The organism is Gluconacetobacter entanii (assembly GCF_003206495.1).
In the GTDB taxonomy this organism is placed as follows: domain Bacteria; phylum Pseudomonadota; class Alphaproteobacteria; order Acetobacterales; family Acetobacteraceae; genus Novacetimonas; species Novacetimonas entanii.
In genome coordinates, this window is the sequence record NZ_NKUF01000009.1 from 1 (window position 1) to 26130 (window position 26130).

At 63.5% G+C, this 26130-nt stretch carries 22 protein-coding genes; 13 read left to right on the forward strand and 9 right to left on the reverse strand.

Annotated elements, in window-relative coordinates; translation table 11 throughout:
• The coding region (locus tag CFR72_RS05855) for an IS5 family transposase (protein ID WP_110913137.1) at window positions 1-549 on the reverse strand (549 nt) is incomplete at its 3' end.
• A 333-nt stretch (window positions 550-882) separates the two neighbouring features.
• Here CFR72_RS05855 and CFR72_RS05865 point away from each other — a divergent pair.
• Together CFR72_RS05865 and CFR72_RS05870 are read left to right on the forward strand one after the other, a co-directional pair.
• Window positions 883-2013, forward strand: coding sequence for a type III PLP-dependent enzyme (locus CFR72_RS05865; protein ID WP_110913072.1), 1131 nt, complete (start codon window positions 883-885; stop codon window positions 2011-2013).
• A 226-nt stretch (window positions 2014-2239) separates the two neighbouring features.
• On the forward strand, window positions 2240-2626 hold the full coding sequence (locus CFR72_RS05870; protein WP_110913073.1) for a copper resistance CopC family protein: 387 nt from the start codon (window positions 2240-2242) through the stop codon (window positions 2624-2626).
• Between the two features lie 183 nt (window positions 2627-2809).
• Here the strand turns inward: CFR72_RS05870 and ccmB are convergent, their stop codons facing one another.
• Together ccmB and ccmA are read right to left on the reverse strand one after the other, a co-directional pair.
• Entirely contained in the window at window positions 2810-3490 is a 681-nt protein-coding gene (gene ccmB, locus CFR72_RS05875) for a heme exporter protein CcmB (protein ID WP_110095662.1), read from the reverse strand.
• The gene (ccmA, locus tag CFR72_RS05880) at window positions 3487-4185 is read right to left on the reverse strand and encodes a heme ABC exporter ATP-binding protein CcmA (RefSeq protein WP_456303977.1); all 699 of its coding nucleotides are present in this window, start codon (window positions 4183-4185) and stop codon (window positions 3487-3489) included. Before ccmA ends, ccmB begins: the two co-directional genes overlap by 4 nt.
• 218 nt (window positions 4186-4403) lie before the next feature.
• On the opposite strand from ccmA, the gene acnA reads away from it, so the two are divergent.
• Entirely contained in the window at window positions 4404-7097 is a 2694-nt protein-coding gene (gene acnA, locus CFR72_RS05885) for an aconitate hydratase AcnA (RefSeq protein WP_110913074.1), read from the forward strand.
• Between the two features lie 267 nt (window positions 7098-7364).
• Window positions 7365-8258: a LysR family transcriptional regulator gene (locus CFR72_RS05890; protein WP_110913075.1), complete on the forward strand. Its 894-nt coding sequence runs from the start codon at window positions 7365-7367 to the stop codon at window positions 8256-8258.
• A 247-nt stretch (window positions 8259-8505) separates the two neighbouring features.
• On the opposite strand, the gene CFR72_RS05895 is transcribed toward CFR72_RS05890, so the two are convergent.
• From CFR72_RS05895 to CFR72_RS05905, 3 genes are all read right to left on the reverse strand, one after another.
• Window positions 8506-9444 carry a hypothetical protein gene (locus tag CFR72_RS05895; protein WP_208629973.1) on the reverse strand — a complete coding sequence of 313 codons (939 nt, stop codon included), beginning with the start codon at window positions 9442-9444 and terminating at the stop codon, window positions 8506-8508.
• A gap of 161 nt (window positions 9445-9605) precedes the next feature.
• Window positions 9606-10874: an AAA family ATPase gene (locus CFR72_RS05900; protein WP_110913076.1), complete on the reverse strand. Its 1269-nt coding sequence runs from the start codon at window positions 10872-10874 to the stop codon at window positions 9606-9608.
• On the reverse strand, window positions 10871-11509 hold the full coding sequence (locus tag CFR72_RS05905) for a hypothetical protein (protein WP_110913077.1): 639 nt from the start codon (window positions 11507-11509) through the stop codon (window positions 10871-10873). The genes CFR72_RS05900 and CFR72_RS05905 overlap by 4 nt, the downstream gene beginning before the upstream one ends.
• 229 nt (window positions 11510-11738) lie before the next feature.
• Here CFR72_RS05905 and rimP point away from each other — a divergent pair, with 229 nt between their 5' ends.
• From rimP to rbfA, 5 genes are read left to right on the forward strand one after another with little or no spacing between them, the layout of a single operon-like run.
• Complete coding sequence (rimP, locus tag CFR72_RS05910; protein WP_110913078.1) at window positions 11739-12365, forward strand: ribosome maturation factor RimP; 627 nt, start codon at window positions 11739-11741, stop codon at window positions 12363-12365.
• Between the two features lie 20 nt (window positions 12366-12385).
• Window positions 12386-13936, forward strand: coding sequence for a transcription termination factor NusA (nusA, locus tag CFR72_RS05915; RefSeq protein ID WP_110913079.1), 1551 nt, complete (start codon window positions 12386-12388; stop codon window positions 13934-13936).
• Window positions 13899-14591, forward strand: coding sequence for an RNA-binding protein (locus tag CFR72_RS05920; RefSeq protein WP_244182188.1), 693 nt, complete (start codon window positions 13899-13901; stop codon window positions 14589-14591). Before nusA ends, CFR72_RS05920 begins: the two co-directional genes overlap by 38 nt.
• Window positions 14588-17284: a translation initiation factor IF-2 gene (gene infB, locus CFR72_RS05925; RefSeq protein WP_110913080.1), complete on the forward strand. Its 2697-nt coding sequence runs from the start codon at window positions 14588-14590 to the stop codon at window positions 17282-17284. The genes CFR72_RS05920 and infB overlap by 4 nt, the downstream gene beginning before the upstream one ends.
• Window positions 17281-17721: a 30S ribosome-binding factor RbfA gene (gene rbfA / locus CFR72_RS05930; RefSeq protein ID WP_110913081.1), complete on the forward strand. Its 441-nt coding sequence runs from the start codon at window positions 17281-17283 to the stop codon at window positions 17719-17721. The genes infB and rbfA overlap by 4 nt, the downstream gene beginning before the upstream one ends.
• A 239-nt stretch (window positions 17722-17960) precedes the next feature.
• Here the strand turns inward: rbfA and CFR72_RS05935 are convergent, their stop codons facing one another.
• A complete protein-coding gene (locus CFR72_RS05935; protein WP_110913082.1) occupies window positions 17961-18929 on the reverse strand; it encodes an MlaD family protein in 969 nt (322 codons plus the stop codon).
• Between the two features lie 260 nt (window positions 18930-19189).
• On the opposite strand from CFR72_RS05935, the gene truB reads away from it, so the two are divergent.
• From truB to CFR72_RS05955, 4 genes are all read left to right on the forward strand, one after another.
• Window positions 19190-20110, forward strand: coding sequence for a tRNA pseudouridine(55) synthase TruB (truB, locus tag CFR72_RS05940; RefSeq protein ID WP_110913141.1), 921 nt, complete (start codon window positions 19190-19192; stop codon window positions 20108-20110).
• Between the two features lie 34 nt (window positions 20111-20144).
• Window positions 20145-20414 (forward strand): 30S ribosomal protein S15, encoded by a 270-nt coding sequence (rpsO, locus tag CFR72_RS05945; protein WP_003617029.1) that lies wholly within the window; start codon window positions 20145-20147, stop codon window positions 20412-20414.
• A gap of 300 nt (window positions 20415-20714) precedes the next feature.
• Complete coding sequence (gene pnp, locus CFR72_RS05950) at window positions 20715-22847, forward strand: polyribonucleotide nucleotidyltransferase (RefSeq protein WP_110913083.1); 2133 nt, start codon at window positions 20715-20717, stop codon at window positions 22845-22847.
• Window positions 22848-22965: 118 nt separating this feature from the next.
• A complete protein-coding gene (locus CFR72_RS05955; protein ID WP_110913142.1) occupies window positions 22966-24384 on the forward strand; it encodes an NAD(P)H-dependent flavin oxidoreductase in 1419 nt (472 codons plus the stop codon).
• Between the two features lie 395 nt (window positions 24385-24779).
• Here the strand turns inward: CFR72_RS05955 and rdgB are convergent, their stop codons facing one another.
• Both rdgB and rph read right to left on the reverse strand, forming a co-directional pair.
• On the reverse strand, window positions 24780-25397 hold the full coding sequence (gene rdgB / locus CFR72_RS05960; protein WP_110913084.1) for an RdgB/HAM1 family non-canonical purine NTP pyrophosphatase: 618 nt from the start codon (window positions 25395-25397) through the stop codon (window positions 24780-24782).
• Window positions 25394-26122: a ribonuclease PH gene (gene rph, locus CFR72_RS05965; RefSeq protein ID WP_110913085.1), complete on the reverse strand. Its 729-nt coding sequence runs from the start codon at window positions 26120-26122 to the stop codon at window positions 25394-25396. Before rph ends, rdgB begins: the two co-directional genes overlap by 4 nt.
• Window positions 26123-26130: the final 8 nt, after the last annotated feature.

Consider the following 26130-nt stretch of genomic DNA (forward strand, 5'->3'; position numbering starts at 1 on the left):
GGGAAAGCGCCTGCGTATCGCTGCCAGGACATCAACGGCCCCATCACGGTCCTGGATGTCGGCGGCATGAACGAGGAGAAAGATCAGGAAGCCGCAGGTGTCCGTCACGATATGGCGCTTGCGGCCCTTGACCTTCTTACCCGCGTCATAGCCCGAAAGCCCGCCGCTTTCCGTGGTTTTTACCGACTGGCTATCAATCACGCCCGCGCTTGGAGAGGCTTCACGCCCCTCAATCTCGCGCAGGCTCATGACCAGGACCGTATTCATGACTTCGAACAATCCGGCATCACGCCAGGCGTAAAAATAGCGCCTGACGGTCGAGACCGGCGGAAAGCATTTCGGCAGCAAACGCCACGCACACCCGGCCGAGGCTATGTAGAGCATCGCGTTGACCACCTCGCGCATATCCGTCGTGCGGGGGCGACCACCCCGTTTCGCCGGGGGTATAAATGGCATGATCAGAGCCCACTCTTCGTCCGTCGTATCCGATGGATATCGCATTCCTTCCCGGCTATGTTCACGTCGGGCAATACCAGTCCATGTCACCATTCACTCCATCTCTTCGCAAAGACGGATGAATCACAACAGGCTGGTATTGTTCAAAAACTTTCGGATCGGGCTCTTAAACGAAAAAGGTCACGAGGAGGCGAATTTTTCTATTGCGTTATGGGCGTATTGTCCTCATATGCGCTCCCTACGCAACAACGCACGTGCCACTGGCCCTCTGAGGTTACGCAACTACGTCAAGCGTTCTGGCAATCGGAGCCTGCTGCTTGGGCTCCTCACTGGTCGCTGGTCCGTTAGACCGTTTCGCAACATCTGTCCGTTTGTTCAGTACTTCCACTTGCATCCGGACGGCAGAACAGAAGGGATTTGGGTGCGATGACTCCCAAAATCGCCCGTTATCTGGCCGAGCAGTCCCCTGCGACGCCATGCCTTGTCGTTGACGTCGATCGCGTCGAGGAACGCTATAGCGCCCTGCGCGAGGCGTTGCCGCTTGCGCGCATCTACTACGCGGTCAAGGCGAATCCGGCTCCGGCCATCCTCGACCGCCTTGTCGGCCTTGGTTCTGCCTTCGATGCCGCCTCGTGGGAAGAAATCCAGATGTGCCTGCGCGCCGGTGCCGCGCCGCAGGACATCTCGTTCGGCAATACCGTCAAGAAGGTGTCGGCCATTGCGCGCGCGCATGAGGCAGGCATCGACATGTTCGCCTTCGACTGCGCCGAGGAACTCGAAAAGCTGGCGCGCCATGCGCCGGGCGCGCGGGTCTACTGCCGCCTGATCGTGGAGAACGAGGGCGCGGACTGGCCGCTGTCGCGCAAGTTCGGCACGACGCTGGACAATGCGCGCGACCTGATGCTGCGGGCGCGTGACATGGGGCTGGACCCGTATGGCCTGTCCTTCCATGTCGGCAGCCAGCAGACCGAAACCAACGCGTATGAAGCCGCGATCGCGCGGGTCGGCATGCTGTTCACCGACCTGAAGGCCGCAGGGCTTGAACTGCGCATGGTCAACCTTGGTGGCGGGTTCCCGATCCGTTACCGCGATGACGTGCCGGGCATCGACCGTTTCGCGCTGGCGATCAGCCACGCGATGACGGAGCATTTCGGCAATGACCTGCCGGAAATGATCGTGGAGCCGGGACGTTTCATCGTTGGTGACGCGGGCGTGGTCTCGTCCGAGGTCGTGCTGGTCAGCCGTCGCGGCATTGATGATGGCGTGCGGTGGGTCTATCTCGACATCGGTCGCTTCGGCGGTCTGGCGGAGACGGAGGGCGAGGCGATTCGCTATGGCATCTGCACGCCGCATGACGGCATGGCGACAGGGCCGGTGGCGATTGCCGGTCCGACCTGCGACGGGGCGGACATCATGTATGAAAAGACGCCCTATAACCTGCCGCTGGGTCTGGAATCGGGCGACCGGGTCGAACTGCTCTCCACCGGGGCGTATGTCTCGACCTACTGCTCGACCGGGTTCAATGGCCTGGCGCCGTTGACCGAGCATTATATCTGAGTGGATCTTTCTGCCTAAAATACTGAAAAGTAATAAAAGTTTTTGGGTGCCGCCTTTTTTCAAAAAGGCGGCGTCTTTTGAAGCTTTTTGAAAAAAGCTTCACCAAAAACTTTTAAAAACCTGTCTTTCGGGAGGGGCGGCGCGGGATATCCGTGGCCGTCCCTTTTCTATTTTGTGGGGCGCGATAGAACATCACCCGTCTGTCATCTTCCGTCGGGGGCGCGCCATGCGTAATTCATTTTCCTTTCTGCCCGCCTGCCTTGCCACCGCATTGCTGTGCTTTGGACTGGCGCGACCGGCATGGGCGAATCCGTCTCTGGTGCATGCAACGCCCGCCGCGCGACAGAGCGTGGGGGCGGGAACGGTGACGATCCGGCTGGATTTCGATTCGGTCATTGATCCGTTTCACACGCGACTCGTCCTGCTCGGGCCAAGCGGGGTGCCGCAACTGCTGCTGGCCTCGCCCAAGGATGACGAGCAGCAGGTGATTTCGGTCGATGTGCCGCTGTCCACGCCGGGCGCATATGTCCTGCAATGGCGCGCGGGCGGCAAGGGAAGTGGCGTCAGCCATGGCGACGTGCCGTTCGAGGTGGTCGCCGCCCCACAGAAGTAACGACCTGCTGGGGGCAGGCCTGAAATATCCGGGCGGCTTCCCGGACCCGGCAGGGCGCGCGCTCCCTGCACCCTGATTCGTTCACGAAGTCATGGTTTCCCAAGGGTAATACCCTTGGGTGGGGGTTCGGGGGCAAAGCCCCCGGGCATGCGACGCCACTGGCCTGTTAAACGCCGGACCGCGTTATTCCACGGCCGCGCGCAATCCGGCGCCCGCCGCCAGCGGGCACAGCGGGATCGCTGCGGCCAGGAACGCCGCGAGCAGTTCAAGGTCCGGCCCCCATGACAGGCCCGTCTGTGCCGCATCCAGCGCCGCCGCGCCGAAAATCAGCGCGGGCGTGGTCAGCGGCAGCACCAGCAGCGGCAGCAGCACGCCGCCGCGTCGCGCGCCCAGCACGACCGAGGCCGCCATCCCCCCGATCAGCGAGAGAATCAATGTGCCCAGCAGCAGTCCGATCAGCAGGATCGGCAGGCTGTCCGACGGCATGCCCAGCATGATGCCCAGGGGTGCTGCGGCAGCCAGCAGCGGCAGGCCGGTGGTCAGCCAGTGGGCCATCATCTTCGCCAGTGCGATCAGCGCGGGCGGCAGGCCGGTCATCATCAACTGGTCCAGCGATCCGTCCTCCAGTTCCGACCCGAACAGGCGGTCGAGCGGCAGGAGGGCGGCCAGAAGCGCGCAGACCCAGACGATTCCCGGCGCCATGTGGCGCAGCAGTTCCGGCGAGGGGCCGAGTGCGAGCGGGAACAGCGCGCCCGCAAGGATGAAGAACAGCACGGAACCCAGCGTATCCGCCCCGTGGCGCAGGGCCAGGCGCAGGTCGCGTTCAAGGATGGCGAGGATCAGGGTGGGGGTCTGAAGCTTCAAAACAGGTCATCCTCGGGGAAATCCTCCATCGCCTGGGGGATGTCGGATTCGTTCAGTCCCGGCAGCGCCAGCGATTTTGCATCCGGCAGGGGCAGGGGAACGTGCGTGGTTGCGATCACGATTCCGCCAGCTTCGCGATGGGTGCGGAAAAGCGTTTCCAGCAGTCCCATCGTGTTGCTGTCGAGGCCGAGGCTCGGTTCATCCAGCAGCCAGAGCGGCGCACGGGCCAGCAGGACGCGCGCCAGTGCGGCGCGGCGTTTCTGCCCGGCCGAGAGCATGCGTGCAGGCAGGTCCGCCAGTCCGGAAATATTGAGTGCAGACATGCAGGAATCCGGATCGCCGCCGCCAGCGCGCGCCGCCAGCGTCAGGTTTTCGCGCAGCGTCAGCCCGGGTTTGAGCGCATCCTGATGGCCCAGGTACGCCACCCGTTCGGCATGGCGCGAACGGTCCGCCAGCGCATCGACGCCTGACCACAGCACATGGCCGCCTTCCGGTTTGCGCAGCCCGGCCAGCACACGCAGCAATGTGGACTTTCCAGCACCGTTCGGACCGGTCAGCAGCAGCGCGTCACCCGCGTCGAGCGCCAGGCCAACCTGGTCCAGAACAAGGCGTTCCCCGCGAAAAACCGAGATATTTTCCACTTTCAGCAGGGGCGTGTTCCTGGGGGCAAAGGCAGTGATGGCCGGGTCCTCCACATGATTGTGACCGGGGTGGGACAGGGCGTGCCGAAACCCGATCCCGCGTTCTTGTTACCGGGGCTAGCTTGTGTCAGCCCCGCGTCCGGGTATGTTCTACCACCGTTGGGAGATCAAGCCGGTTATCCACTGAAAGGTCACGCCACGCCTGTCTGTTCACGTGGCGGGAGGGCTTCGGTGGATGGCTAACGGCTGATGCCTCGGAGGAAACAAAGCCAATGAAGACGGTTGGGCACGACTCACTGAAAACGGGCCGCACACTTAATGTGGACGGCAAGACCTACCATTATTTTTCCATCCCCGAAGCCGAGAAGACAATCGGCGACGTCGCACGACTGCCGGTCAGCCTGAAGGTGCTGCTGGAAAACGTCCTGCGGTTCGAGGACGGACATTCCTATACGGTTGACGACGCCAAGGCGATCGCCGGCTGGCTGCCCAAGGGCAGTTCCACCAAGGAAGTGCAGTTCAAGCCCGCGCGCATCCTGATGCAGGACTTCACCGGCGTCCCCGCCGTGGTTGACCTTGCCGCGATGCGCGACGGCATCCTCAAGCTCAAGGGTGACCCGCAGAAGGTCAACCCGCTGGTGCCCGTCAACCTCGTGATCGACCATTCGGTCATGGTGGATGTCGCGGGTTCGCCCGAAGCGCTGCAGGATAACGTCACGATCGAGTTCGAACGTAACGGCGAACGTTACGCCTTCCTGCGCTGGGGCCAGGAAGCGTTCGAGAACTTCTCGGTCGTGCCGCCGGGCACGGGTATCTGCCATCAGGTGAACCTGGAATATATCGCGCAGGCGGTGTGGACGGCGCATGTCGGTGGCAAGGACTATGCCTATCCCGACACCCTGTTCGGCACCGACAGTCACACGACCATGGTCAACGGCATGGGCGTGCTGGGCTGGGGTGTTGGCGGGATCGAGGCCGAGGCCGCGATGCTGGGCCAGCCGATCGCCATGCTGATCCCCGATGTCATCGGGTTCAAGATGACCGGCAAGCTGCCCGAAGGCGTGACCGCCACCGACCTGGTGCTGACGGTGACGCAGATGCTGCGCAAGAAGGGCGTCGTCGGCAAGTTCGTCGAGTTTTTTGGCCCCGCCCTTGACCACCTGCCGGTGGCCGACCGCGCGACCATCGCCAACATGGCCCCGGAATACGGCGCGACCTGCGGCTTCTTCCCCGTCGATGACCTGACGCTGGATTACCTGCGCCAGACCGGCCGCGAGGAACACCGCATCAAGCTGACGGAAGAATACCTCAAGGCGCAGGGCATGTTCCGTCACCCGCATTCGGAACATCCCGTCTTCACCGACACGCTGGAACTCGACCTTGCGACCATCGTGCCGTCGATCGCGGGTCCGAAGCGTCCGCAGGACCGCGTGGTCCTCAAGGGTGCCGACAAGGCGTTCGAGACGGAACTGACCGGCAGCCTGGGCGTGCCCGAAGCCGACAAGAACAAGAAGGCGCCTGTCGCGGGCACCAACTATGAACTGGGTCACGGCGATATCGTGATCGCGGCGATCACCTCGTGCACCAACACCTCCAACCCGGCGGTCCTGATCGCGGCGGGCCTAGTGGCGAAGAAGGCGCGCGCGCTGGGCCTGAAGCCCAAGCCGTGGGTGAAGACGTCGCTGGCGCCGGGTTCGCAGGTTGTCACCGACTACCTGACGCGTGCGGGCCTGCAGGAAGAGCTGGACGCGATGGGCTTCAACACCGTCGGGTATGGCTGCACCACCTGTATCGGCAATTCCGGCCCGCTTGAGGACCACATTGTCGATGCCATCGAGAACAACAAGCTCGTGGCCGTGTCCGTCCTGTCGGGCAACCGCAACTTCGAGGGGCGTATTTCCCCGAACGTGCGCGCCAACTACCTCGCCAGCCCGCCGCTGGTGGTCGCCTACTCCCTGCTGGGCACCATCCGCGAGGACCTGACGACGGCGTCGCTGGGCACGTCCAAGGATGGCAAGCCGGTGTACCTGAAGGACATCTGGCCCACCAACCACGAGATCGCCGCCCTGATGGGTTCGGCCATCACGCGTGACGAGTTCATCAAGCGCTACAAGCACGTCAGCCAGGGCACCAAGGAGTGGCAGAACCTGAAGGTCGCGACGGGTTCGGAAACCTATGCATGGGATCCGTCCTCCACCTACGTGCAGGATCCGCCGTACTTCCAGGACATCACGCCCGAGCCCAAGCCGCGTGGCGACATCATCGGTGCGCGCATCCTTGCGCTGCTGGGTGACAACATCACGACCGACCACATCTCGCCCGCCGGCGCGATCAAGGAAAGCTCCCCTGCGGGCAAGTATCTTGAAGCCCATGGCGTCGCGAAGAAGGACTTCAACTCCTACGGTTCGCGTCGTGGCAATGACCGCGTGATGGTGCGTGGCACGTTCGCCAACATCCGCATCAAGAACGAGATGGTTCCTGGGACCGAGGGTGGCTTCTCCAAGCATTATCCCGACGTCAAGGAAGGCGCCATCTACGACGTGGCGATGGAGTACAAGAAGGAAGGCACGCCGCTGGTCGTCTTTGGCGGCAAGGAATACGGCATGGGGTCGTCGCGCGACTGGGCGGCGAAGGGCACCCTGCTGCTGGGCGTGCGTGCGGTGATCGCCGAAAGCTTCGAGCGCATCCACCGTTCCAACCTGGTGGGCATGGGCGTGCTGCCGCTGCTGTTCAAGGACGGCACGACGCGCAAGACGCTGGGCCTGAAGGGCGATGAAATCATCGAAATCAAGGGGCTGGACAACATCACCCCGCGCATGACGATGACGATGACCATCACCCGTGCCGATGGCTCCAAGCAGGAAGTTCCCCTGCTGTGCCGTGTCGATACGCTGGACGAGGTCGAGTATTTCCGCAATGGCGGCATTCTCCAGACCGTTCTGCGTGGCATGACCAAGGCCGCCTGATCCATACAGGCCGGCTGGTGGTTTCGCCAGCATAGGTAAGAAAGACGGCGGTCCGTATCACGGACCGCCGTTTTTTTATGTCCCGATGATGGCGGTCCGTCCTGCCGATGGCGAAAAACCGCCGGATTCGCCCATGCCTCCGTCCCCGTTATACGGAACCTTGCAAGAAACACATGTCGGCGGTGCTTTTACGCTATATTGTGTATAAATACGGCATCGTTTAAAACTATATATGATGTAATAACATGCTGCACGTACCGGGGCCTCATGGATCTGCTCTCTGCCTTGCACAGCTTCGTTCGCGTGGCTGCAACTGGCTCGTTCTCCGCCGTTTCACGTGAAACCGGGGCCAGCCAGCCGACGATTTCGCGCCATATCGCACTGCTGGAGGCCCATTACGGCGCCACCCTGTTCGCGCGCACAACCCGCAGCCTGATGATGACGGAGGACGGGCGCAGCCTGCTTCCTCATGCCTATGAAGTGCTGGAGATCCTGGAGACGGCGGAAACCGCGCTGGGACGTCGCCGGGCGTCGGTGTCGGGACTGGTCCGGCTGGGTGTTACGACGGCTTTCGGCCTGTATCTGACGGGCAAGCTGGGCAAGCTGCTGGAGGAGCATCCCGACCTGTCGGTCGAACTCGTCATGCGCGACGGGTTTGGTGACCTGGTGGAGGAGGGACTCGACCTTGCGGTCAGGGTGGGGTCCATTGCCGAAGGTTCCCTGATTGCGCGGCGACTCGGGTCCGTGCGTCGGTATGTCGTGGCTTCCAGCGACTATCTGGCCCGGCGTGGCACGCCGGCGCATCCGCGCGACCTGCTGAACCATCCCTGCATTGCCTACAGCTATGGCGGATCGCGCCATGACTGGCATTTCGAGTGCAAGGGGGAGGAGAACGTCGTCGCCGCCAGTGGCCCCTTCCGCGCCAACAGCAGCGAGGCCGTATTGCAGGCGGTGCGTTCCGGCCTGGGCATCGGCATGCTGCCGTCCTTTCAGGTGGAGGAAGATATCGCCAGCGGGCGGTTGATCCACCTGTTTCCCGAATGGACGGTGCCGGAAATGCCGTTCTATGCGGTGCATACCGGACCGCGCACCCTGCCGCTGCGCACGCGCACGGTGCTGGATTTCCTGATCGATATTTCGGACGTGCTGCGGCAGGGGTAAGCCGTCCGTAGGGGGCGCGTGGAACCTGTCAAAAGGGTTCGTGCTGGGGGGGATGGTCAGGGCTCTGCCCTGAAACCCGCCAAAGGGCATTGCCCTTTGGAAACCATGACTTTTCAGGGCATTGGGGTGTGGGATCGAGATCCAGCACCCAAAGCATTCAGAAGTTTTTGGTGAAGCTTTTTCAAAAAGCTTCAAAGAATGTCGCCTTTTCAAAGACGGGGCGACATCCAAAAACTGTTATGTTTCCTCAATCAAGCGAACTGCTGGCATTCTTGTCGGTCGGTGCCGCCGGATCCTGCGATGCACGGGCGCGCTGTTCCTCGCTGGAGGCCATCATGTCGCTGTTGAAGCCGTCATGCAGGATATGCGCCCACGTTTCCATCCAGCTATTGCCTTTCTGCACGAAATTCAGCGCGGCGGGATGCTGCGACAGCGTTTCCTTGGCCCAGTCATCCGGGCTTTGCAGGGAGGAGGTCTTGTCGGTGGCGACCGGATTGAGGAAGATCGTCACCGTTTCCATATTCACCGTATGGTCAGGTGAAGGGGAGGCGAGGGTCCAGCTTGCCTTGTAAAGGACATTCGGCAGGGTAAAGCCCAGTTCCTTCAGGCGGTTGGCAATGATGGCCGTGCGCGTGATGTAGGTGGGATAGACCGCCGCCGTGAACCAGCATTCCACACCCGGCGGTTTTGCCGGCATGACATGGGCGGCAAGGTTGCGGTCGTCATGGCAACTGGAATCCATCGACAGCGCGGCGGTCTCCGGCAGGGCCTGCGTGCTGGCCTCGGCCCCGATCAGGCCGGTGACGACATGGTCGTGAACCCGGACAAGGACATTTTCCAGAATCTCGCCATGCGGGCCGGTGATGACATTCATGACCGGATGCCACACCCCTGCCGGCAGCGGCAGGATGCGGCCCGCGAACGGGATCGCCTTGGTCAGGCGATCGGTGATCGGCATCATGGTTACGACGCCATCATCACCACCGCCGGCATTGTCGCTGGGGGGCGGGGCGTCATTCATGCCCAGTGCATGATGGATGCGCTGGGTGATGTTCTGCACACCGGGCCACAGGCGCCCCAGATACGCAGGTGGAAAGACCAGCATCAGGATCGAAAAGATGAAAATGGAATACAGGCACAGACGCCATACCGGGGCACGATGCCAGAGACGGGAAAAAGCAGACATTCCGGGATTTCATATCCTGACGCGACATCCGGCCGGGAACGCAGGACCGGATGACAGAAAAGACCATTTCGCCTTACGCCGCGCATCCGGGCAGCCACAGGGCGACTGATGACGCCACGATCACGGGGGATCCCGGCCCCGTCAATGGGACAGGGTGCGGATTACTTGATGATGCGTGCCTTCTGGGCTTCGCTGTCATTGGCGATTTCCGCCACGACACCATCCTCGTTCGACACGATACGTACCAGCTTCGCACCCTGCTGCTGCGCGGTGATGAGCGAGTCGCTGATCATGTCCTCGATCGAACGGGCAAGGTCGCGCGCGCTGGCGGCGGGGCCCATGCGGTCCTGACGGCGCATGACCTGGAACAGCAGCGACGGGTCGATGCCGCCGGTTTCCACCTTCAGGCCATAGCTGTCGATCATCGCCTCGATCTCCAGCGCGGAGACGCGGGCGATATCCAGCCCCTCGAGCGCACGGAACACGAAGATCCGGTCCAGACGGTTCAGCACTTCCGGCGCGAAGCCCGCCTGGCGCAGGGCCTCGACGGATTCGGCGCGCATCTTGTCGGGCTCGTCACTCAGGCGGTCGGCGATCTCCGACAGTTCATCCGTCGCGATGTTGGAGGTCAGGATGAAGATGCAGCGCACGGTGGAGATGTGCTGCCCCGTGGAGGCCTCGGTCACATGGCCGTCGTTCCATGCCGTCAGGAACTTCTTGAAGACATCGGGATGCGCCTTCTCGATCTCGTCGAGCAGCACCACCGCGTCGGGCTTTTCCTTCAGCCCCCCGGTCAGCTTGCCGTACGTGTCGGATCCGACATACCCCTTGGGCGAACCGAAAAGCTGCGTCGCGGCGTGCGGCGAACTCATCTGCGTCATGTCGAAGTTCAGCAGGGGCCGGTCAAGCTGGCGCGCAAGCTGCTTGGCAAGGTAGGTCTTGCCAGTGCCCGGCGGCCCGGCCAGCAGGAAGATGCCCACGGGCTTGCCACGGACATGAAGCGCCAGCCTGCGGCGTAGCTGGGCGGCGATGTCCTCGCACACCTGGTCCTGGCCGATGACGCGCGCACGCAGGCTCGCGGCCAGTTCCTCGGCATCTATGATGGTTTCTTTCTGCTCGCGCGCCAGCATTTCTTCCAGCGCACTACGATTGGTCAGTCTGGCCAGTACGTCCATCATCCATCCCCGTCTGCGTCGGAGTCCATTTCTGGCCAGTTTCTCTGCACGGTTTTCGAACCAGAGTCCGGCCAGCGTCAAAAATGCGCTACCCACGGCTGCGACCGGATAGGCCGGCGCACACCATTCCATGAAATGCCGTATGCTGGCGAGCGAAAGATGCAAGGCCGCAGCGGCCTGTATGCTGCCCAGTATCAGGAATATGACCATGATGACCGGCAGCATGCGTTCAAAAGCCGGATACAGCGCCTTCATTGAACGACGACCCCGATAACAAGTTGTCCATCCTTGTACAGCACCGGCAGCGACGTCGGCCCGGGGACGAAGATCGCCCCCGCATGCAGTCCGGTGGCGCCCGGGTCGCTGACGGGACGGATTGTGACCTCGCCCGCGATGCGGATCGGCAGGACAACCGTACGTGGCTGCCCCGTCAGGTGCACGATCTGGGTCAGGCCCATGGATTCCACGCTGACGACCGAACTGCCCGTGCCCATGTCATACAGCGGCATTTCCGCCAGCACGATCTCATGGCGCTTGAGCGCCGCGAGGATCGCATTCTTCTGGTTGATGTCGAATGACGTGAACTGCAGCATGTCGGTTGCGCGGTCCGGCGCGATCATGGGCATTTCACCCAGAAGGTCCGCATGCGTGCGGGTATGGTCCACCACCGCGCGCAATCCCCCGCCGGCACTGCTGCCGCCCTGTCCCGCCAGTGCGGTGGGCGCCCCAGCAGCGCCGCCTGCGCCACTGGTGGCATCCGACGCGCCGCCAAGGCTGTGGACGCCAAGGCCCCCCGCCACGACAGCCGCCAGCAGCCCCGCCACGACCATGCGGCGGCTGCCGCCCTGGCGTTGTGGCTGGCGGGATGGTTCCGTCGGTGGGGCGGACATCGGCGTCATGTTATTATAATGATGGGGCGGGAAGGGGGAGGCAAGCGTTTAAGCGGCGCGTAGTGTGACCGGCGGCTTAAAAAAGCGTTCACATATGCATTTGCCCGTCCCGTACTGTCGGCGTGCACTATATAGAACTTGCGAACTGGCGGATCATGGCCTAAGTATTGCGGCAATTCCTTCAATTTACGATTATTTGGGGGGTGGCCGCAGGGCCGCCTTTTTTGCATTGGACGCAGACCTGCCTTTCCTGACCGGCCTCGACGCCCGCATCGCCGACATGATCGGCCCCGCGCTGGTGGACATGGGGTTCGAGCTTGTCCGCGTCGCGGTGCTGGGGCGGGAATCCCCGACCGTGCAGATCATGGCCGATCGCGCCGATGGTTCGCAGATCACCATTGAGGATTGTGAGCAGATCAGTCACGCGGTCGGCGCAATCCTCGACGTGGAGGACCCGCTGCCGGGTGAATGGACGCTGGAGGTCTCGTCCGCCGGGATCGACCGCCCGCTGACGCGACCCAAGGACTGGGACCGTTATGCCGGCCACCTTGCGAAGGCGGAGATGAACATGCCCGTCGATGGCCGCAAGCGGTTTTCGGGCATCGTGCTGGGCGCGCGCGACGGGCACGGGTTGATGCGCCTTGACGACGGGGTCGAGGTGGCGTTGCCTTTCGAGGAGATGCGCAAGGCGCGGCTGGTGCTGACCGATGCGCTGATCGAGGCGAGCGCCCGCATGGCGCGTACCGACGGTGACGCGCCGCAGACTGATGAGGACCCGACGGCCGAGTCGCCGGACGGGATGTTGGAACAGACTCGCGGTCGGCGCGGCGGCAAGCCGTCGCGCAAGGCCCACTGAAAGACGCTCTGGAGACCCTGATGGATACGTCCGTTTCCCGTCCTGAACTGTTGCTGGTGGCGGATGCCGTCGCGCGTGAGAAGTCGATCGACCGCGAAGAAGTGCTCGAGGCGATGGAGCAGGCCATCCAGAAGGCCGGCCGCGCCAAGTACGGCCACGAAAAGGACATTCGCGCCACCATCGACCGCAAGACCGGTGACGTGCGCCTGTCGCGCTGGACCGAGGCGGTGGAGGAAGTGGAGAACGAGGAGACCCAGATCCCGCTTCACATCGCGCGCAAGTTCCGCCAGGAAATCCAGTTGGGCGAACACCTGATCGACCCGCTGCCGCCCATCGATTTCGGCCGCATCGCCGCCCAGACGGCCAAGCAGGTGATCGTCCAGCGCGTGCGCGAATACGAGCGCAAGCGCCAGTACAACGATTTCAAGGACCGCGTGGGCGAGATCGTCAACGGCACCGTCAAGCGGACCGAATACGGCAACCTGATGGTGGAAATCGGCAGTTCCGAGGCGCTGCTGCGCCGCGACGAACTGATCCCGCGCGAAAGCTTCCGCAATTCGGATCGCGTGCGCGCCTATATCTATGACGTGCGTGATGAGCCGCGCGGGCCGCAGATCTTCCTGTCGCGCACGCATCCGGCGTTCCTTGCCAAGCTGTTCGCGCAGGAAGTGCCCGAAATCTATGACGGCATCATCGAGATCAAGGCCGTGGCCCGTGATCCGGGTTCGCGCGCCAAGATGGCGGTGATCTCCCGCGATGCCTCCATCGACCCGGTCGGCGCGTGCGTCGGCATGCGCGGATCGCGCGTGCAGGCGGTGGTGCAGGAACTGCAGGGCGAGAAGATCGACATCATCCCGTGGAGCCCGCAGGCCGCGACCTTCGTGGTCAACGCGCTGGCGCCGGCGGAAGTCAGCAAGGTGGTGATGGACGAGGAAGCCGGCAGGGTCGAGGTGGTCGTCCCCGACGAGCAGTTGAGCCTTGCCATCGGCCGTCGCGGCCAGAACGTGCGCCTTGCCAGCCAGTTGACGCGCTGGGACATCGACATCCTGACCGAGGCCGAGGAATCGGAGCGTCGCCAGGAAGAGTTCCGCCGCCGCAGCAACCTGTTTGTCGAGGCGCTCGACGTTGACGACGTGATCGCCGGCCTGCTGGTGACCGAAGGGTTCCATTCCATCGAGGAACTGGCCTTCGCCGATGCGGACGAACTGGCGGGAATCGAGGGCTTTGACGAGGATGTCGCCAGCGAACTGGTGCGCCGCGCCGAAGGCTTCCTCGCCCGTCGCGAAGAGGAAATGGACGAAAAGCGCCGCGCGCTTGGCGTGTCGGACGATATCGCCAACCTTGGTGTATTCACGGTGCAGATGCTCGTGACGCTGGGTGAGAAGGGCGTCAAGACGCTTGACGACCTTGCGGACCTGGCGGGTGACGAACTGGTCGATATCCTTGGCGCCGATGCCATTGATGAGGAAGCGGCCAACGAGATCATCATGGCCGCGCGTGCGCACTGGTTCGAGGATGACGAGTCGGGGGCGGATGAGGCCCCTGAACAGCAGGAGAATTCCGACGTCTGAGGAATATCCCATAGACGATCACGAGACGCAGGAAGAACGCGGGCCGCTGCGCCGTTGCGCGGTCACGCGGGAGCGCCTGCCACGTGAAACGATGGTCCGGTTTGTTATTTCACCTGACCGGATCGTGACCCCCGATCTTTCCGCGCGTCTGCCCGGACGGGGAATTTGGTTGAGCGCACGGCGGGATGTGCTAGAAACAGCACAGACACGTGGCGTGTTTGCACGTGCCGCGCGCGGACAGGTTGTCATTCCGCCTGATCTGGCCCATCTGGTAACGGACGGGCTTGAACGCAGGATGATGGATGTCCTGGGACTCGCACGGCGGGCCGGACAGGTTGTCTGTGGCTTTGCCAAGGTGCGGGAATGGGTCGTGGGCGGTCGCGCCGCGCTGGTTATCCAGGCGGCGGACGGGAGCCCGGACGAGAGGATGAGAGTTTTGTCCGGTGCACGGGATCTTCCGGTTGCGGTTGTTCCTACGGCATCGGCACTGGGTGCGGCATTCGGCCGTGACCATGTCGTTCATGCAGCGATGCTGCATGGCGAACTGGCGCGCCGTTTCCGTGTCGAGAATGAACGTTTTGCGGGACTGTCCGGCAGGATGGAACCGAATTCGGCGGATAAGTCCGTCGGACGGTGTGAACAGGCGGGTACATGAGCGAAGGCAACGATCAGGATCAGGGTAAGGGACGCTTGTCCCTGCGGCCGGCGGGCCGGAGGGAGGTCGGACGGACGGTCGATGCCGGTTCCGTCAGGCAGAGCTTCAGCCATGGTCGTTCAAAGGTAGTCCAGGTGGAGGTGCGCAAGAAGCGCGGCGCCGGGACTCCAGGCAGCGGATCCGGTCCGTCGGGTGGCCGTTCCGGTGGCCGCGCCGGTGCCGGACGGGCGCTGACGGCGGCCGAACTGGCCACGCGCCAGCGCGTGCTCGAAGAGCAGCGCAAGGCCGCGATCCAGCGTGAGAAGGAACGGCGCGAACAGGAAAAGATCACGATCCTGTCGGCTGCCGAGGAAGCGCGGCGCAAGGAAGAGGACGCCCGCCGCGAGGCCGAGGAAAGCGCACGCGCCAAGGCCGAGGCCGAAGCGCGCGAGCGTGAGGAAAAGCAGGCCCGTGCCGCAAGCGCCCCGCAGTCCAAGGGTCCTGCCGCAGCGCCGACGCCGGAACCCCCGGGTCCCGTCGTGTCGGCCACGCCGATCCCCGGCGAGGTGACGCTTGCGCCGCCGATGGAACGTCTGCGTCCGCTGGCTGAACGCGCGATCATGCCGTCCAAGCCGGTCACGCCGTCGCGGCCCGCGCCGTCGCGTGCCAATTCGGCTGCGGCACCCGCGGAAACCCTGCGTCTGCGCTCCGGCCTGGCCGACGGGGGCGAGGAAGAACGTCGTCCCAGCCGTCGCCCCGGTGGCAATGTCGCGCCGGGACGCCGTCCTTCGGGCGGGTCGAAGAAGAATGACAGTCGCCGTTCGGGCCGCATTGATGTGCAGGCCGCGATCGAGGGTGACGATGACAAGACGCGTTCGCTCGCATCGGTCCGTCGCCAGCGTGAGCGTGAGCGCCGTCAGGCGGAACTGGAACGCCTGCGTTCGGATCAGGTCCGCGTGGTGCGTGATGTCGTGCTGCCCGAGACGATCACGGTGCAGGAACTCGCCAACCGCATGGCCGCCCGTCAGGGTGAGGTCATCAAGGCGCTGATGAAGATGGGCGTCATGGCGACCGTCACGCAGTCGCTGGATGCGGATACCGCCGAACTGATCGTGCAGGAATTCGGCCATCGTGTCCGTCGCGTCGCCGACAGCGACGTGGAACTGGGCATCGAGGGTATCGAGGACAAGCCTGAGGACCTGCGGCCGCGTCCGCCGGTCGTCACGGTCATGGGCCATGTCGATCACGGCAAGACCTCGCTTCTCGATGCGCTGCGCACGACCGATGTCGCCAATGGCGAAGCGGGCGGCATCACGCAGCATATCGGTGCGTATCAGGTCACGCTGGCGTCGGGTGCGAAGATCACCTTCATCGACACCCCGGGTCATGAGGCCTTTACGGCCATGCGTGCCCGTGGCGCGTCGGTGACGGATGTCGTCGTGCTGGTCGTGGCGGCGGATGACGGTGTCATGCCGCAGACGATCGAGGCCATCAAGCACGCCAAGGCGGCGGATGCCCCGATCATCGTCGCGATCAACAAGTGCGACAAGCCGGGTGCGAACCCCGACCGTGTCCGTCAGGAACTGCTGTCGCACGAGATCGTCGTCGAAAGCATGGGTGGCGACACGCAGGATATCGAGGTCTCCGCCCTCAAGCGCACGGGCCTCGACAAGCTGGAAGAAGCGATCCTGCTGCAGGCCGAAATGCTAGACCTCAAGGCGAATCCCGATCGCATGGCCGAAGGTGCGGTCATCGAAAGCCGTCTGGATCGTGGACGTGGCCCCGTGGCCACCGTCCTGGTCCAGAAGGGCACGCTGCGCCGTGGTGACATCGTGGTGGCTGGCGCCGAATGGGGCCGGGTGCGTGCGATGATCGACGATCGCAACCGTCAGGTGCAGGCCGCAGGCCCGTCCATGCCGGTCGAGGTGCTGGGCATTGCCGGGGTTCCCGGCGCGGGTGAGCAGTTCGTTGTCGTTGACAATGAAAACCGTGCCCGTGAGATTTCGGAGTTCCGTCAGCGCGTGATCAAGGAACGCACCGCAGCGGGCCAGACGGCCGCGCGTGGCACCCTTGACCAGATGCTGGCCCGGATCCAGGCCGGTGCGCAGAAGGAAGTCGCGGTCCTTATCAAGGCCGACGTGCAGGGATCTGCCGAAGCCCTGCAGATCACGGTGCAGAAGCTGGAGCATGAGGAAGTCAAGATCCGCGTCCTTAACGCGGGTGTTGGCCAGATCACCGAAAGCGACGTGCAGCTTGCCAAGGCGTCGGGTGCGGTCATCATCGCCTTCAACGTGCGTGCCACGGCCCAGGCCCGTGAGCTTGCGCAGCGCGAGGGCGTGGATATCCGCTACTACTCGATCATCTATCAGGTGGCCGACGATGTGGAGCAGTTGGTGCGCGGCAAGATCGCGCCCAAGCACCGCGAGAAGTTCCTGGGCTATGCCGAGATCCGTCAGGTGTTCGACATTACCCGCGTGGGCAAGGTCGCCGGCTGCTATGTCACCGAAGGCGTGGTCAAGCGTGGCTGTGGCGTACGCCTGCTGCGTGACAACGTCGTCATCCATGAGGGTGAGCTGAGCCAGCTCAAGCGCTTCAAGGACGATGTGAAGGAAGTGGCGCGCGGTTACGAATGCGGCCTGTCCTTTGCCGGCTACAATGACCTGCGTGAAGGCGACGTGGTCGAGTGCTTTGAAATGGAACTGGTCCCGGCATGAGCCGCCATTCTTCACGGGACAAGGTAAAGACCACCGGACCGGCAGGGAAACTTGCCGGTCATGGTGTGTCTGGACCCTCGCAGCGCCAGTTGCGCGTGGCCGAGGAGATCCGTCGCGTGCTGGCGGATATTTTCGCGCGTGTCGAATTCCGTGACCCGGAACTGGTCGATGCCCGTATTACCGTAACCGAAGTGCGGATTTCGCCCGACCTCAAACATGCGACCGTCTTTGTCGCACGTCTGGGCCGCAGCGATATCGAGGCCCTTCTGCCGGCGCTCAAGCGGGTTTCATCCTTCCTGCGTTCGCGCCTGTCGCACATGGTGCGCCTGCGTGGTGTGCCGGAACTGCATTTCCAGCCCGATACGGCACTGGATTATGCGATGCATGTGGATGACCTGCTGCGGGATCCGTCCGTGGCGCGCGATCTGGAAGACTGAGGGCGCGTTTTCAGGATTGTCCTTTGGGTGAAATGCCGCTCTCTGGTCTAGGGGGCGGCATTCTTTTTTGAAGCTTTTTGAAAAAAGCTTCACCAAAAACTTCTTTAGGAATCAGGGTGCAGGGATCGCGATCCCTGCCGGGTCCGGGCAGCGCCCGGATTCTACCTTTTGCGATTACCCCTCATCGGGGAAAACAGGCAGAAAGCCAGCCTGCTCCATATCATGAAGCAGGGCTGCAATCAGTTGCGGCGGCCCATCAGCAGAAGCTGGGGATTGCGTTCCACATCGGTGGCGAAACCGCGCAGGGCCGAGGCCGCAGCCGCAAGGTCACGCAGCGAGGAATCGAGGTTGGCGCGGTCCGCCGAACTCGGCGCCGTGATGTCATGCAACCCTGCGAGGGTCTGGCGCGCTTCGGTCACGGTATTGTTGGAATTGAGCAGCAGGTCATGCAGTTCCGCCCCGCGCGAATCCAACTGCTGTGTGCCGCTGTTGGCCAGCCGGTCGATCGAGGCCAGCGTCACGTCAAGCCGCTTGTCGAGGTCGCGGATCGTGTCGGTCGCGGTATCGACGGTCACGCGGCTGCGGTCGGATGTTTCCTTCACGCTGGTGACCAGCGGGGGCAGGTCCTTGTCCAGCCGGTCGGCCAGGCTGCGGATGCTGACCAGCATTTCATCGGCGTTGGTCGCGATCGTCTTCAGCGGCAGCGTCGTCAGCGTATCGGTCAGCTTCTGCATTTCCGATTCGCGCACCGGGATTTCCGTCAGGTCCGAAATGCCCGGATGCAGTTGCGCGGGCGTCGCGGGGTCAAAGGACAGGTCGATTTCCTCCTGCCCGGTCACGAAGCTCTGCATATGCAGTTCCGCGCGCAGGCCGTGGCGGATCAGGTCCGGCAGTCCTTCGGCGGTCAGGCCCTGACTATGTTCGGTGGATTTGGTGCGGTCTGCGCGCAACTGGACCGTGACGGGGATATATGCCTTGTGGGAGGCGGGATCGAACTTGATCCCGATCTTTTCCACCGTGCCGACCTGCACGCCTTCCAGCGTGACGGGGGCACCAATTCCCAGCCCGTTGATGGCCCCGTCGAAGATCACGACGGCGTTGTTGGTGGCGGAAAACGGGTGGAATTTGCCGAACAGGACGACTGCCGCGACCCCCAGCAGCGCACCACCCAACACGAAAGCGCCGACCGTGGTCTGCCGTTCTGCCATGTGTTCAGGTCTCCCTACGACGCAATATTAAAGAGGTTTCAGTCCAATCCGCCTTACGCGACCGGTCATCAAGGATGACACCAGAATGCCTGTCGCGAAAGCGGGGCCGCCGGATGGCTGGCATGTTCCCGCCGGGGCGTTTTATCATACGCGGGCGCAACGGCCATCCCCATGGCACAAGAATTAGGCCATTGCCCCGCCCCGGCGCGTCGTTTACACGCACGGGCCTTGGTTCTTTGGCAAAAAAGGTTCTTGTGCTGATGCGACGCAGGCGTGGACGCCCGATCGATGGCTGGCTGATTGTGGACAAGCCGTCAGGCATGACGTCAACGCAGGTGGTCGGCCGTGTCCGATACCTGTTCGATGCGTGCAAGGCCGGGCATGGCGGCACGCTTGACCCACTGGCGACAGGGCTTCTGCCGATCGCGTTCGGCGCGGCCACGAAAACCGTCCCCTATGTGATGGACGGGACCAAGCGGTACCACTTTACCCTGCGCATCGGCGAGGCACGCAATAGTGATGACGCCGATGGCACGGTGACCGAAACATCGGACGTGCGGCCCGACAATGCGGCGTTCGAGGCGGCGCTGGCGGCGTTTCGCGGGGACATCATGCAGGTGCCGCCGGTCTTTTCGGCGCTCAAGGTCGGGGGGAAGCGGTCCTATGACATGGCGCGGGAGGGACGCCCGCCCGAACTGCCGCCGCGTCCGGCGCGTATCGACCGTTTCGAACTGATCGCGCGTCCCGACGCGGATACCGCGATCTTTGAGGTGGAATCCGGCAAGGGGGTGTACATGCGCTCGCTTGCGCGTGATATCGCGCGGGCCTGCGGGACGGTGGGCCATGTCGCGGCGCTGCGGCGGTTGCAGGTGGGGCCTTTTGGTGAGTCCGATGCGATTATGCTGGACAAAATCGTCGCCAGCGCCGACAACGCGCCTGCCTCGCCGGATCTGCTGCTTCCGGTCGCGACCGCGCTGGACGACATCCCGGCGCTGGCCCTGACCCCCGAAGAAGCGGATTCCCTGTCGCACGGGCAGGCGCTCAGCCTGCTTGACCTGATGGGCCGGATTCCGGATGCCGTCGATCCCCGCAGCGGGGTCGTGCGTGCGATGGACGGGGCGCGTGTCGTGGGCCTGTGCCGTCCTGCTGAGGGATGGCTGCGGCCCGTGCGCATGCTGTAGCCAGAACCTCTTTGAAGATACACGGAGCAACCCGATGTCGATTACCCCGGAACGCCGTACGGCGCTGATTGATGAATACCAGACCGCAGCCAAGGACACCGGTTCGCCGGAAGTGCAGGTTGCGCTGCTGACGGAACGGATCGTCAACCTGACCGAGCACCTGAAGACCCACGCGAAGGACTTCCATTCGCGTCGTGGCCTGCTGATGCTTGTCGGCCGCCGCCGTCGCCTGCTTGATTACGTCAAGCGCAAGAGCCAGACCCGCTACGAAACGCTGATCAAGCGTCTGGGCCTGCGTCGCTGATTTGCGGCATGGCGGGATCGCATTCATAATGCGCCCGCCGTGGGTCGCGCGGCGGTGGGACGGTAACGCCCTGTAACCCCGCGTGACCCCGCATTTCGTGGCATTCAATCGTGAATGCCGCAAACACGCTGCCGACATGACGGCGGAGACACCCGGACAGGGTCGCAGCGTTTCAGGCCACATGGTGTATTGACGGTCGGTCCGTCATCGCTCCATGCCGTCCGAGGCGCTGCCATCGATATCCCAATGTTCGGTCCGCTCTGTTCCGTTTGCGGTAGCCAACGGACAGGAACTGTCTGCATGTTTGACTATTTCCGTACTGAAATCGAGTGGGGCGGCCGTCCCCTCATCCTTGAAACGGGCAAGATCGCCCGTCAGGCCGACGGCGCGGTCGTCGTCACCTATGGCGACACGGTCGTGCTGTGCACCGCCGTTGGCGCAAAGAGCGTCAAGCCGGGGCAGGATTTCTTCCCGCTGACGGTCAACTACCAGGAAAAGGCCTATGCCGCGGGCAAGATCCCCGGTGGCTTCTTCAAGCGCGAAGGCCGCCCGTCCGAGGCCGAAGTCCTCAATTCGCGCCTGATCGACCGCCCGATCCGCCCGCTGTTCCCCGACAACTTCCGCAACGAGGTGCAGGTCGTCGCCACGGTGCTGAGCCATGATATGGAAAACGACCCGGCGGTCGTCGCCCTGATTGGCTGCTCGGCCGCGCTGACGCTGTCGGGCGTTCCGTTCTTCGGCCCGGTCGGCGCGTGCCGCGTCGGCTATATCGACGGCAAGTACGTCCTGAACCCGACCATCCCGCAGATGAAGGAAAGCGAGCTTGACCTCGTCGTCGCCGGCACGGAAGAAGGCGTGCTGATGGTCGAGTCCGAGGCCGTCGAACTGAGCGAGAAGATCATGCTCGGCGCGGTGACGTTCGGGCACGAGGCGTTCCAGGAAGTGATCGACGCGATCATCGACCTCGCCGAACATGCGGCCAAGGCGCCGTGGGATCTGGTTGAGCCGACCGCCGAAGAGATCAAGCTGCGCAAGAAGATCGACAAGCTGGGCCGCAAGGCGATCGCCGAAGCGTACCAGGAGCGCGTCAAGCAGGCGCGTTACAAGAAGGTCGCCGCAGCGAAGGACGCGATCCTCGCCAAGCTCGACCCGGCAGAGGCCGAGGCCGCGAAGCCACTGCTCAAGGAGCTTGAGGCCAACGTCGTGCGCTCCGCCGTGCTGGAGACGGGGCACCGCATCGACGGACGCGACCTCAAGACGATCCGCCCGATCGTCTCCGAAGTCGGCATCCTGCCGCGCGCGCATGGTTCCGCCCTGTTCACCCGTGGGGAGACGCAGGCCCTGGTCATCGCCACGCTTGGCACCGGGCAGGACGAGCAGGTGATCGACGCGCTTGAGGGCGAATACCGCACCAACTTCATGCTGCACTACAACTTCCCCCCGTTCTCGGTCGGGGAATGTGGCCGCATGGGTTCGCCCGGCCGTCGTGAGATCGGCCATGGCAAGCTGGCGTGGAGCGCGGTGCATCCGCTGCTGCCGGGCAAGGATACGTTCCCGTATACGATGCGTGTCGTCTCCGAGATCACGGAAAGCAACGGTTCCTCCTCCATGGCCACGGTGTGCGGCACGTCGCTGGCGCTGATGGATGCGGGCGTCCCGCTGAAGCGTCCGGTCGCGGGCATCGCCATGGGCCTGATCAAGGAAGAGGAAGAGTTCGCGGTCCTGTCCGACATCCTTGGTGACGAAGACCACCTCGGCGACATGGACTTCAAGGTCGCGGGCACGGAAAAGGGCATCACCGCCCTGCAGATGGACATCAAGATCACGTCCATCACGCCCGAGATCATGGAAATCGCGCTGGACCAGGCGCGCGGCGGCCGCATGCACATCCTTGGCGAGATGGCCAAGGCGCTGACCGAAGGCCGTTCGGACGTGTCCGCTTCCGCGCCGAAGATCACGACGATCTCCGTGCCGAAGGAAAAGATCCGCGACGTGATCGGCCAGGGTGGCAAGGTCATCCGCGAGATCGTGGAATATTCGGGTGCGAAGATCGACATCAACGACGATGGCACGATCATGATCGCGGCCTCGTCCGACGAGCAGGCGGAAAAGGCGATCGAGCGCATCCGTGGCATCGTGGCGGAGCCGGAGGTTGGCAAGATCTACAACGGCAAGGTGGTCAAGACGGCCGATTTCGGCGCGTTCGTGAACTTCCTTGGCCCGCGTGACGGGCTTGTCCACATCTCCGAACTGGCGCAGGGCCGCGTTGCCAAGACCACCGATGTCGTCAAGCAGGGCGATGAAGTGAAGGTGAAGGTCCTCGGGTTCGACGACCGTGGCAAGGTTAAGTTGTCCATGCGGGTTGTCGATCAGGAAACCGGTGCCGATATCGGTGATGCGGTTGGCGCGAAGGCCGGTCGCGGCGCGCGCTGAACACGGATCGCGGACACGACCGACATGAGGGGCCGGGTACGGGGAAATGCCCCCCGTACCCACCGTCCCGGCGACATGGCCGGTGTGGACCGGTTTTACAGATGACGATGGAATGACGATGAAGGCGATCAACACGATCCGGATGGGTGGGGTGGATATCCTGCCCCTGGTCGAGGGCGGAAAAGGGGTTTCGATCTCCACCGGGGCCTCGTCCGGGCATTGGGCCGCGGCGGGCGGCGCGGGAACGGTATCGATCGTGAATGCCGATTCGTACGATGCAGACGGGAACATCGTCCCCCAGACCTACCGGGGGCGGACCCGTCTGGAAAAGCATGAGGAACTGATCGATTACGCCATCCGTGGCGGCATCGACCAGGTGCGCATCGCCCATGAGATCGCAGGCGGCAGGGGACGCATCCATGCCAACATCCTGTGGGAAATGGGGGGTGCCGAACGTGTGATCCGCGGTGTGCTCGAAGGCACGAAGGGCCTGATCAACGGCCTGACATGCGGGGCGGGCATGCCCTACCGCCTGTCGGACATCGCCACCGAACACGGGGTGTACTATTACCCCATCGTGTCGTCGGCACGTGCGTTCAATGCGCTGTGGCGGCGGTCATATCACAAGAGCGGCGAACTGCTTGGTGGCGTGGTGTACGAGGATCCGTGGCGCGCGGGCGGTCATAACGGCCTGTCGAACACGGAAAATCCCCTCGCCCCCGAAGACCCGCTGCCGCGCGTGCTGGCGCTGCGCAAGCAGATGCGCGCCTTTGGCCTTGATGAAACGCCCATCATCATGGCGGGTGGCGTCTGGTGGCTGGAGGAATGGCAGGACTGGATCGACAATCCCGAACTCGGGCCGGTGGCGTTCCAGTTCGGCACGCGTCCGCTGCTGACGCGTGAAAGCCCCATTCCCGAGGTGTGGAAGCAGCGCCTGATGACGCTGAAGAAGGGCGATGTGTTCCTCAACCGCTTCTCGCCCACGGGGTTCTATTCCTCGGCGGTCAATAATGACTTCCTGCGTGAACTGCGGGCGCGTTCCGAACGCCAGATCGCCTTCTCGACCGAGGCGGTGGGCGAACATGCGACACCCTTCAGCGTGGGTGCGCGTGGGCGCGTCGTCTATGTGACCCATCCCGACAGCGAACGCGCCGCCCTGTGGCAGCGTGAAGGCTATACCGAAGGGTTGCGCACGCCGGACAACACGCTGGTGTTCGTGACGCCGGAAAAGGCGCGCGAGATCCTGTCGGATCAGGCTGCATGCATGGGGTGCCTGTCGGAATGCCGCTTCTCCAACTGGAGCCAGCGCGGCCCGTCCTATTCCAACGGGCACAAGGCCGACCCGCGTTCCTACTGCATCCAGAAGACGTTGCAGACGGTGGCGCATGCCCATGGTCCCGATGCGGGTGATGTCATGGAACACAACCTGATGTTCGGTGGCACCAATGCGTGGCGCTTCGCGACCGATCCCTTCTATGCCAACGGGTTCGTGCCGACCGTGGCACAGCTTGTCGAACGGATCATGACCGGACGCTGATGGGACTGTGCCGCGCTGTTGCGGGGCATGGCCCGGAATTGCAAAACCCCGTCACGGGATCGTGGCGGGGTTTTTTTGTGGTCATCCAGATGGAAAATAACAGAAAGGTTTCGGACATCGCCTTTTGAAGCTTTTTGAAAAAAGCTTCACCAAAAACTTTTATAATTTCAGGGTGTTATAGAACCCGCTTTCCCAAACAGCCCCCAAGTCACGGTTTCCAAAGGGCAATGCCCTTTGGCGGGTTTCAGGGCAGCGCCCTGAGAAAGCAGCCTGTAAAAAGAACGCCGCCCTTTTTCAAAAAGGGCAGCACCCAGAAACTTCCTTTATTTAACAGTGGGTTGATTTCGGAATTTTCCGTCACGACCCAAGGTTTTTTATGCGATGACGCGCGGGCGTCATGCGGGTTGCAGGCATCCGTCACGGAAAAGGCGGAAGGCGAGGCCCCGGTGGCTGATGGCGTTCTTCTGCTCCTCCGTCATCTGCGCGAAGGTCAGCGTGCTGCCGTTGGGGGCGAAGATCGGGTCATAGCCATGGCCGTGGTCCCCGCGCGGCGGCCAGACGACCTGCCCGTCGATGCGGCCTTCGAAGGTTGCGGTCTGCCCGTCGGGCCATGCCAGGCACAGGACGGAGATGAACCATGCCCCCCGGTCCGGATTGTCCCCCATCAGGTCATGGATGCGGCGCATGACGGCGGGAAAATCCTTGTCCGGCCCGGCCCAGCGTGCCGAAAGGACCCCCGGATCGCCATTGAGCGCACTGACGCAGAACCCCGAATCATCAGCCAGCGCGGGCAGGCCCGCAGCCCTTGCCGCCGCCAGCGACTTGATTTCGGCATTGCCGGCGAAGGTGGTGGCGGTTTCCTCCGGCTCCGGCAGGCCCAGCGTCCCGGCGGAGACGACCCTGATGCCATAGCCCGACAGCAGGGAGGAGAATTCGGCCAGCTTTCCGGCATTGTGGCTGGCAAGGACGAGGGTATCCCCCCGTTGCAGCCTGCGTGTCTGTTCGCCGCTCATGCCGCCACCGCCTGCGCCACGGCGTCGCGCTGGATTTCGAACAGGCGCGCCGTGCCCGCCTGCGCCAGGCGCATCAGTTCATTGAACTGCTCCTGCGAGAAGGGGGCCTGTTCCGCCGTGCCCTGGATTTCAATGATGCCGCCGGTTTCGGTCAGCACGAAATTGGCGTCCGCCGCGGCGTTGCTGTCTTCGGCGTAATCCAGGTCCAGCACCGCGCCCGCCTGTGTCAGGCCGCAGGACACGGCCGCCACCTGCGCCGTGACCGGCAGGGCAGGGATCACGTTCGTCCGCACCAGTTTTTCCAGCGCGAGGCGCAGCGCCACCCATGCGCCGGTGATGGCGGCGCAGCGCGTGCCCCCATCGGCGTTGAGCACGTCGCAATCCACCGTGATGGAGATTTCCCCCAATGCCCTGAGGTCGATGCCCGCACGCAGCGCGCGCGCGATCAGGCGCTGGATTTCGTGCGTCCGGCCACCCTGTTTCCCCTTTGCCGCCTCACGCGGGCCACGGCTGTGGGTCGCACGCGGCAGCATGCCGTATTCTGCGGTGACCCAGCCCTGTCCCTTGCCACGCAGGAAAGGGGGGACGCGGGATTCGACACTGGCGGCGCACAGCACCTCTGTCCCGCCCATGCGGATCAGCGCGGACCCTTCGGCATGGCGGGCAAATCCGGTCTGGATGGAAACAGGGCGAAGGGCGTCGATGGCGCGGCCGGATGGGCGCATGAAGGAAA

Excerpts from the sequence above, each read along its gene's own strand:
- infB (WP_110913080.1), top strand. The coding sequence starts at position 14,588 with ATGAGCGAAGGCAACGATCAGGATCAGGGTAAGGGACGCTTGTCCCTG.
- rbfA (WP_110913081.1), top strand. The coding sequence starts at position 17,281 with ATGAGCCGCCATTCTTCACGGGACAAGGTAAAGACCACCGGACCGGCA.
- pnp (WP_110913083.1), top strand. The coding sequence starts at position 20,715 with ATGTTTGACTATTTCCGTACTGAAATCGAGTGGGGCGGCCGTCCCCTC.
- acnA (WP_110913074.1), top strand. The coding sequence starts at position 4,404 with ATGAAGACGGTTGGGCACGACTCACTGAAAACGGGCCGCACACTTAAT.
- CFR72_RS05890 (WP_110913075.1), top strand. The coding sequence starts at position 7,365 with ATGGATCTGCTCTCTGCCTTGCACAGCTTCGTTCGCGTGGCTGCAACT.
- CFR72_RS05895 (WP_208629973.1), bottom strand. The coding sequence starts at position 9,444 with ATGTCTGCTTTTTCCCGTCTCTGGCATCGTGCCCCGGTATGGCGTCTG.
- truB (WP_110913141.1), top strand. The coding sequence starts at position 19,190 with ATGCGACGCAGGCGTGGACGCCCGATCGATGGCTGGCTGATTGTGGAC.
- CFR72_RS05955 (WP_110913142.1), top strand. The coding sequence starts at position 22,966 with ATGAAGGCGATCAACACGATCCGGATGGGTGGGGTGGATATCCTGCCC.
- rph (WP_110913085.1), bottom strand. The coding sequence starts at position 26,122 with ATGCGCCCATCCGGCCGCGCCATCGACGCCCTTCGCCCTGTTTCCATC.
- CFR72_RS05870 (WP_110913073.1), top strand. The coding sequence starts at position 2,240 with ATGCGTAATTCATTTTCCTTTCTGCCCGCCTGCCTTGCCACCGCATTG.
- CFR72_RS05920 (WP_244182188.1), top strand. The coding sequence starts at position 13,899 with ATGAGGCCCCTGAACAGCAGGAGAATTCCGACGTCTGAGGAATATCCC.
- rpsO (WP_003617029.1), top strand. The coding sequence starts at position 20,145 with ATGTCGATTACCCCGGAACGCCGTACGGCGCTGATTGATGAATACCAG.
- CFR72_RS05905 (WP_110913077.1), bottom strand. The coding sequence starts at position 11,509 with ATGTCCGCCCCACCGACGGAACCATCCCGCCAGCCACAACGCCAGGGC.
- CFR72_RS05865 (WP_110913072.1), top strand. The coding sequence starts at position 883 with ATGACTCCCAAAATCGCCCGTTATCTGGCCGAGCAGTCCCCTGCGACG.
- CFR72_RS05900 (WP_110913076.1), bottom strand. The coding sequence starts at position 10,874 with ATGAAGGCGCTGTATCCGGCTTTTGAACGCATGCTGCCGGTCATCATG.
- nusA (WP_110913079.1), top strand. The coding sequence starts at position 12,386 with ATGGATACGTCCGTTTCCCGTCCTGAACTGTTGCTGGTGGCGGATGCC.
- CFR72_RS05935 (WP_110913082.1), bottom strand. The coding sequence starts at position 18,929 with ATGGCAGAACGGCAGACCACGGTCGGCGCTTTCGTGTTGGGTGGTGCG.
- rdgB (WP_110913084.1), bottom strand. The coding sequence starts at position 25,397 with ATGAGCGGCGAACAGACACGCAGGCTGCAACGGGGGGATACCCTCGTC.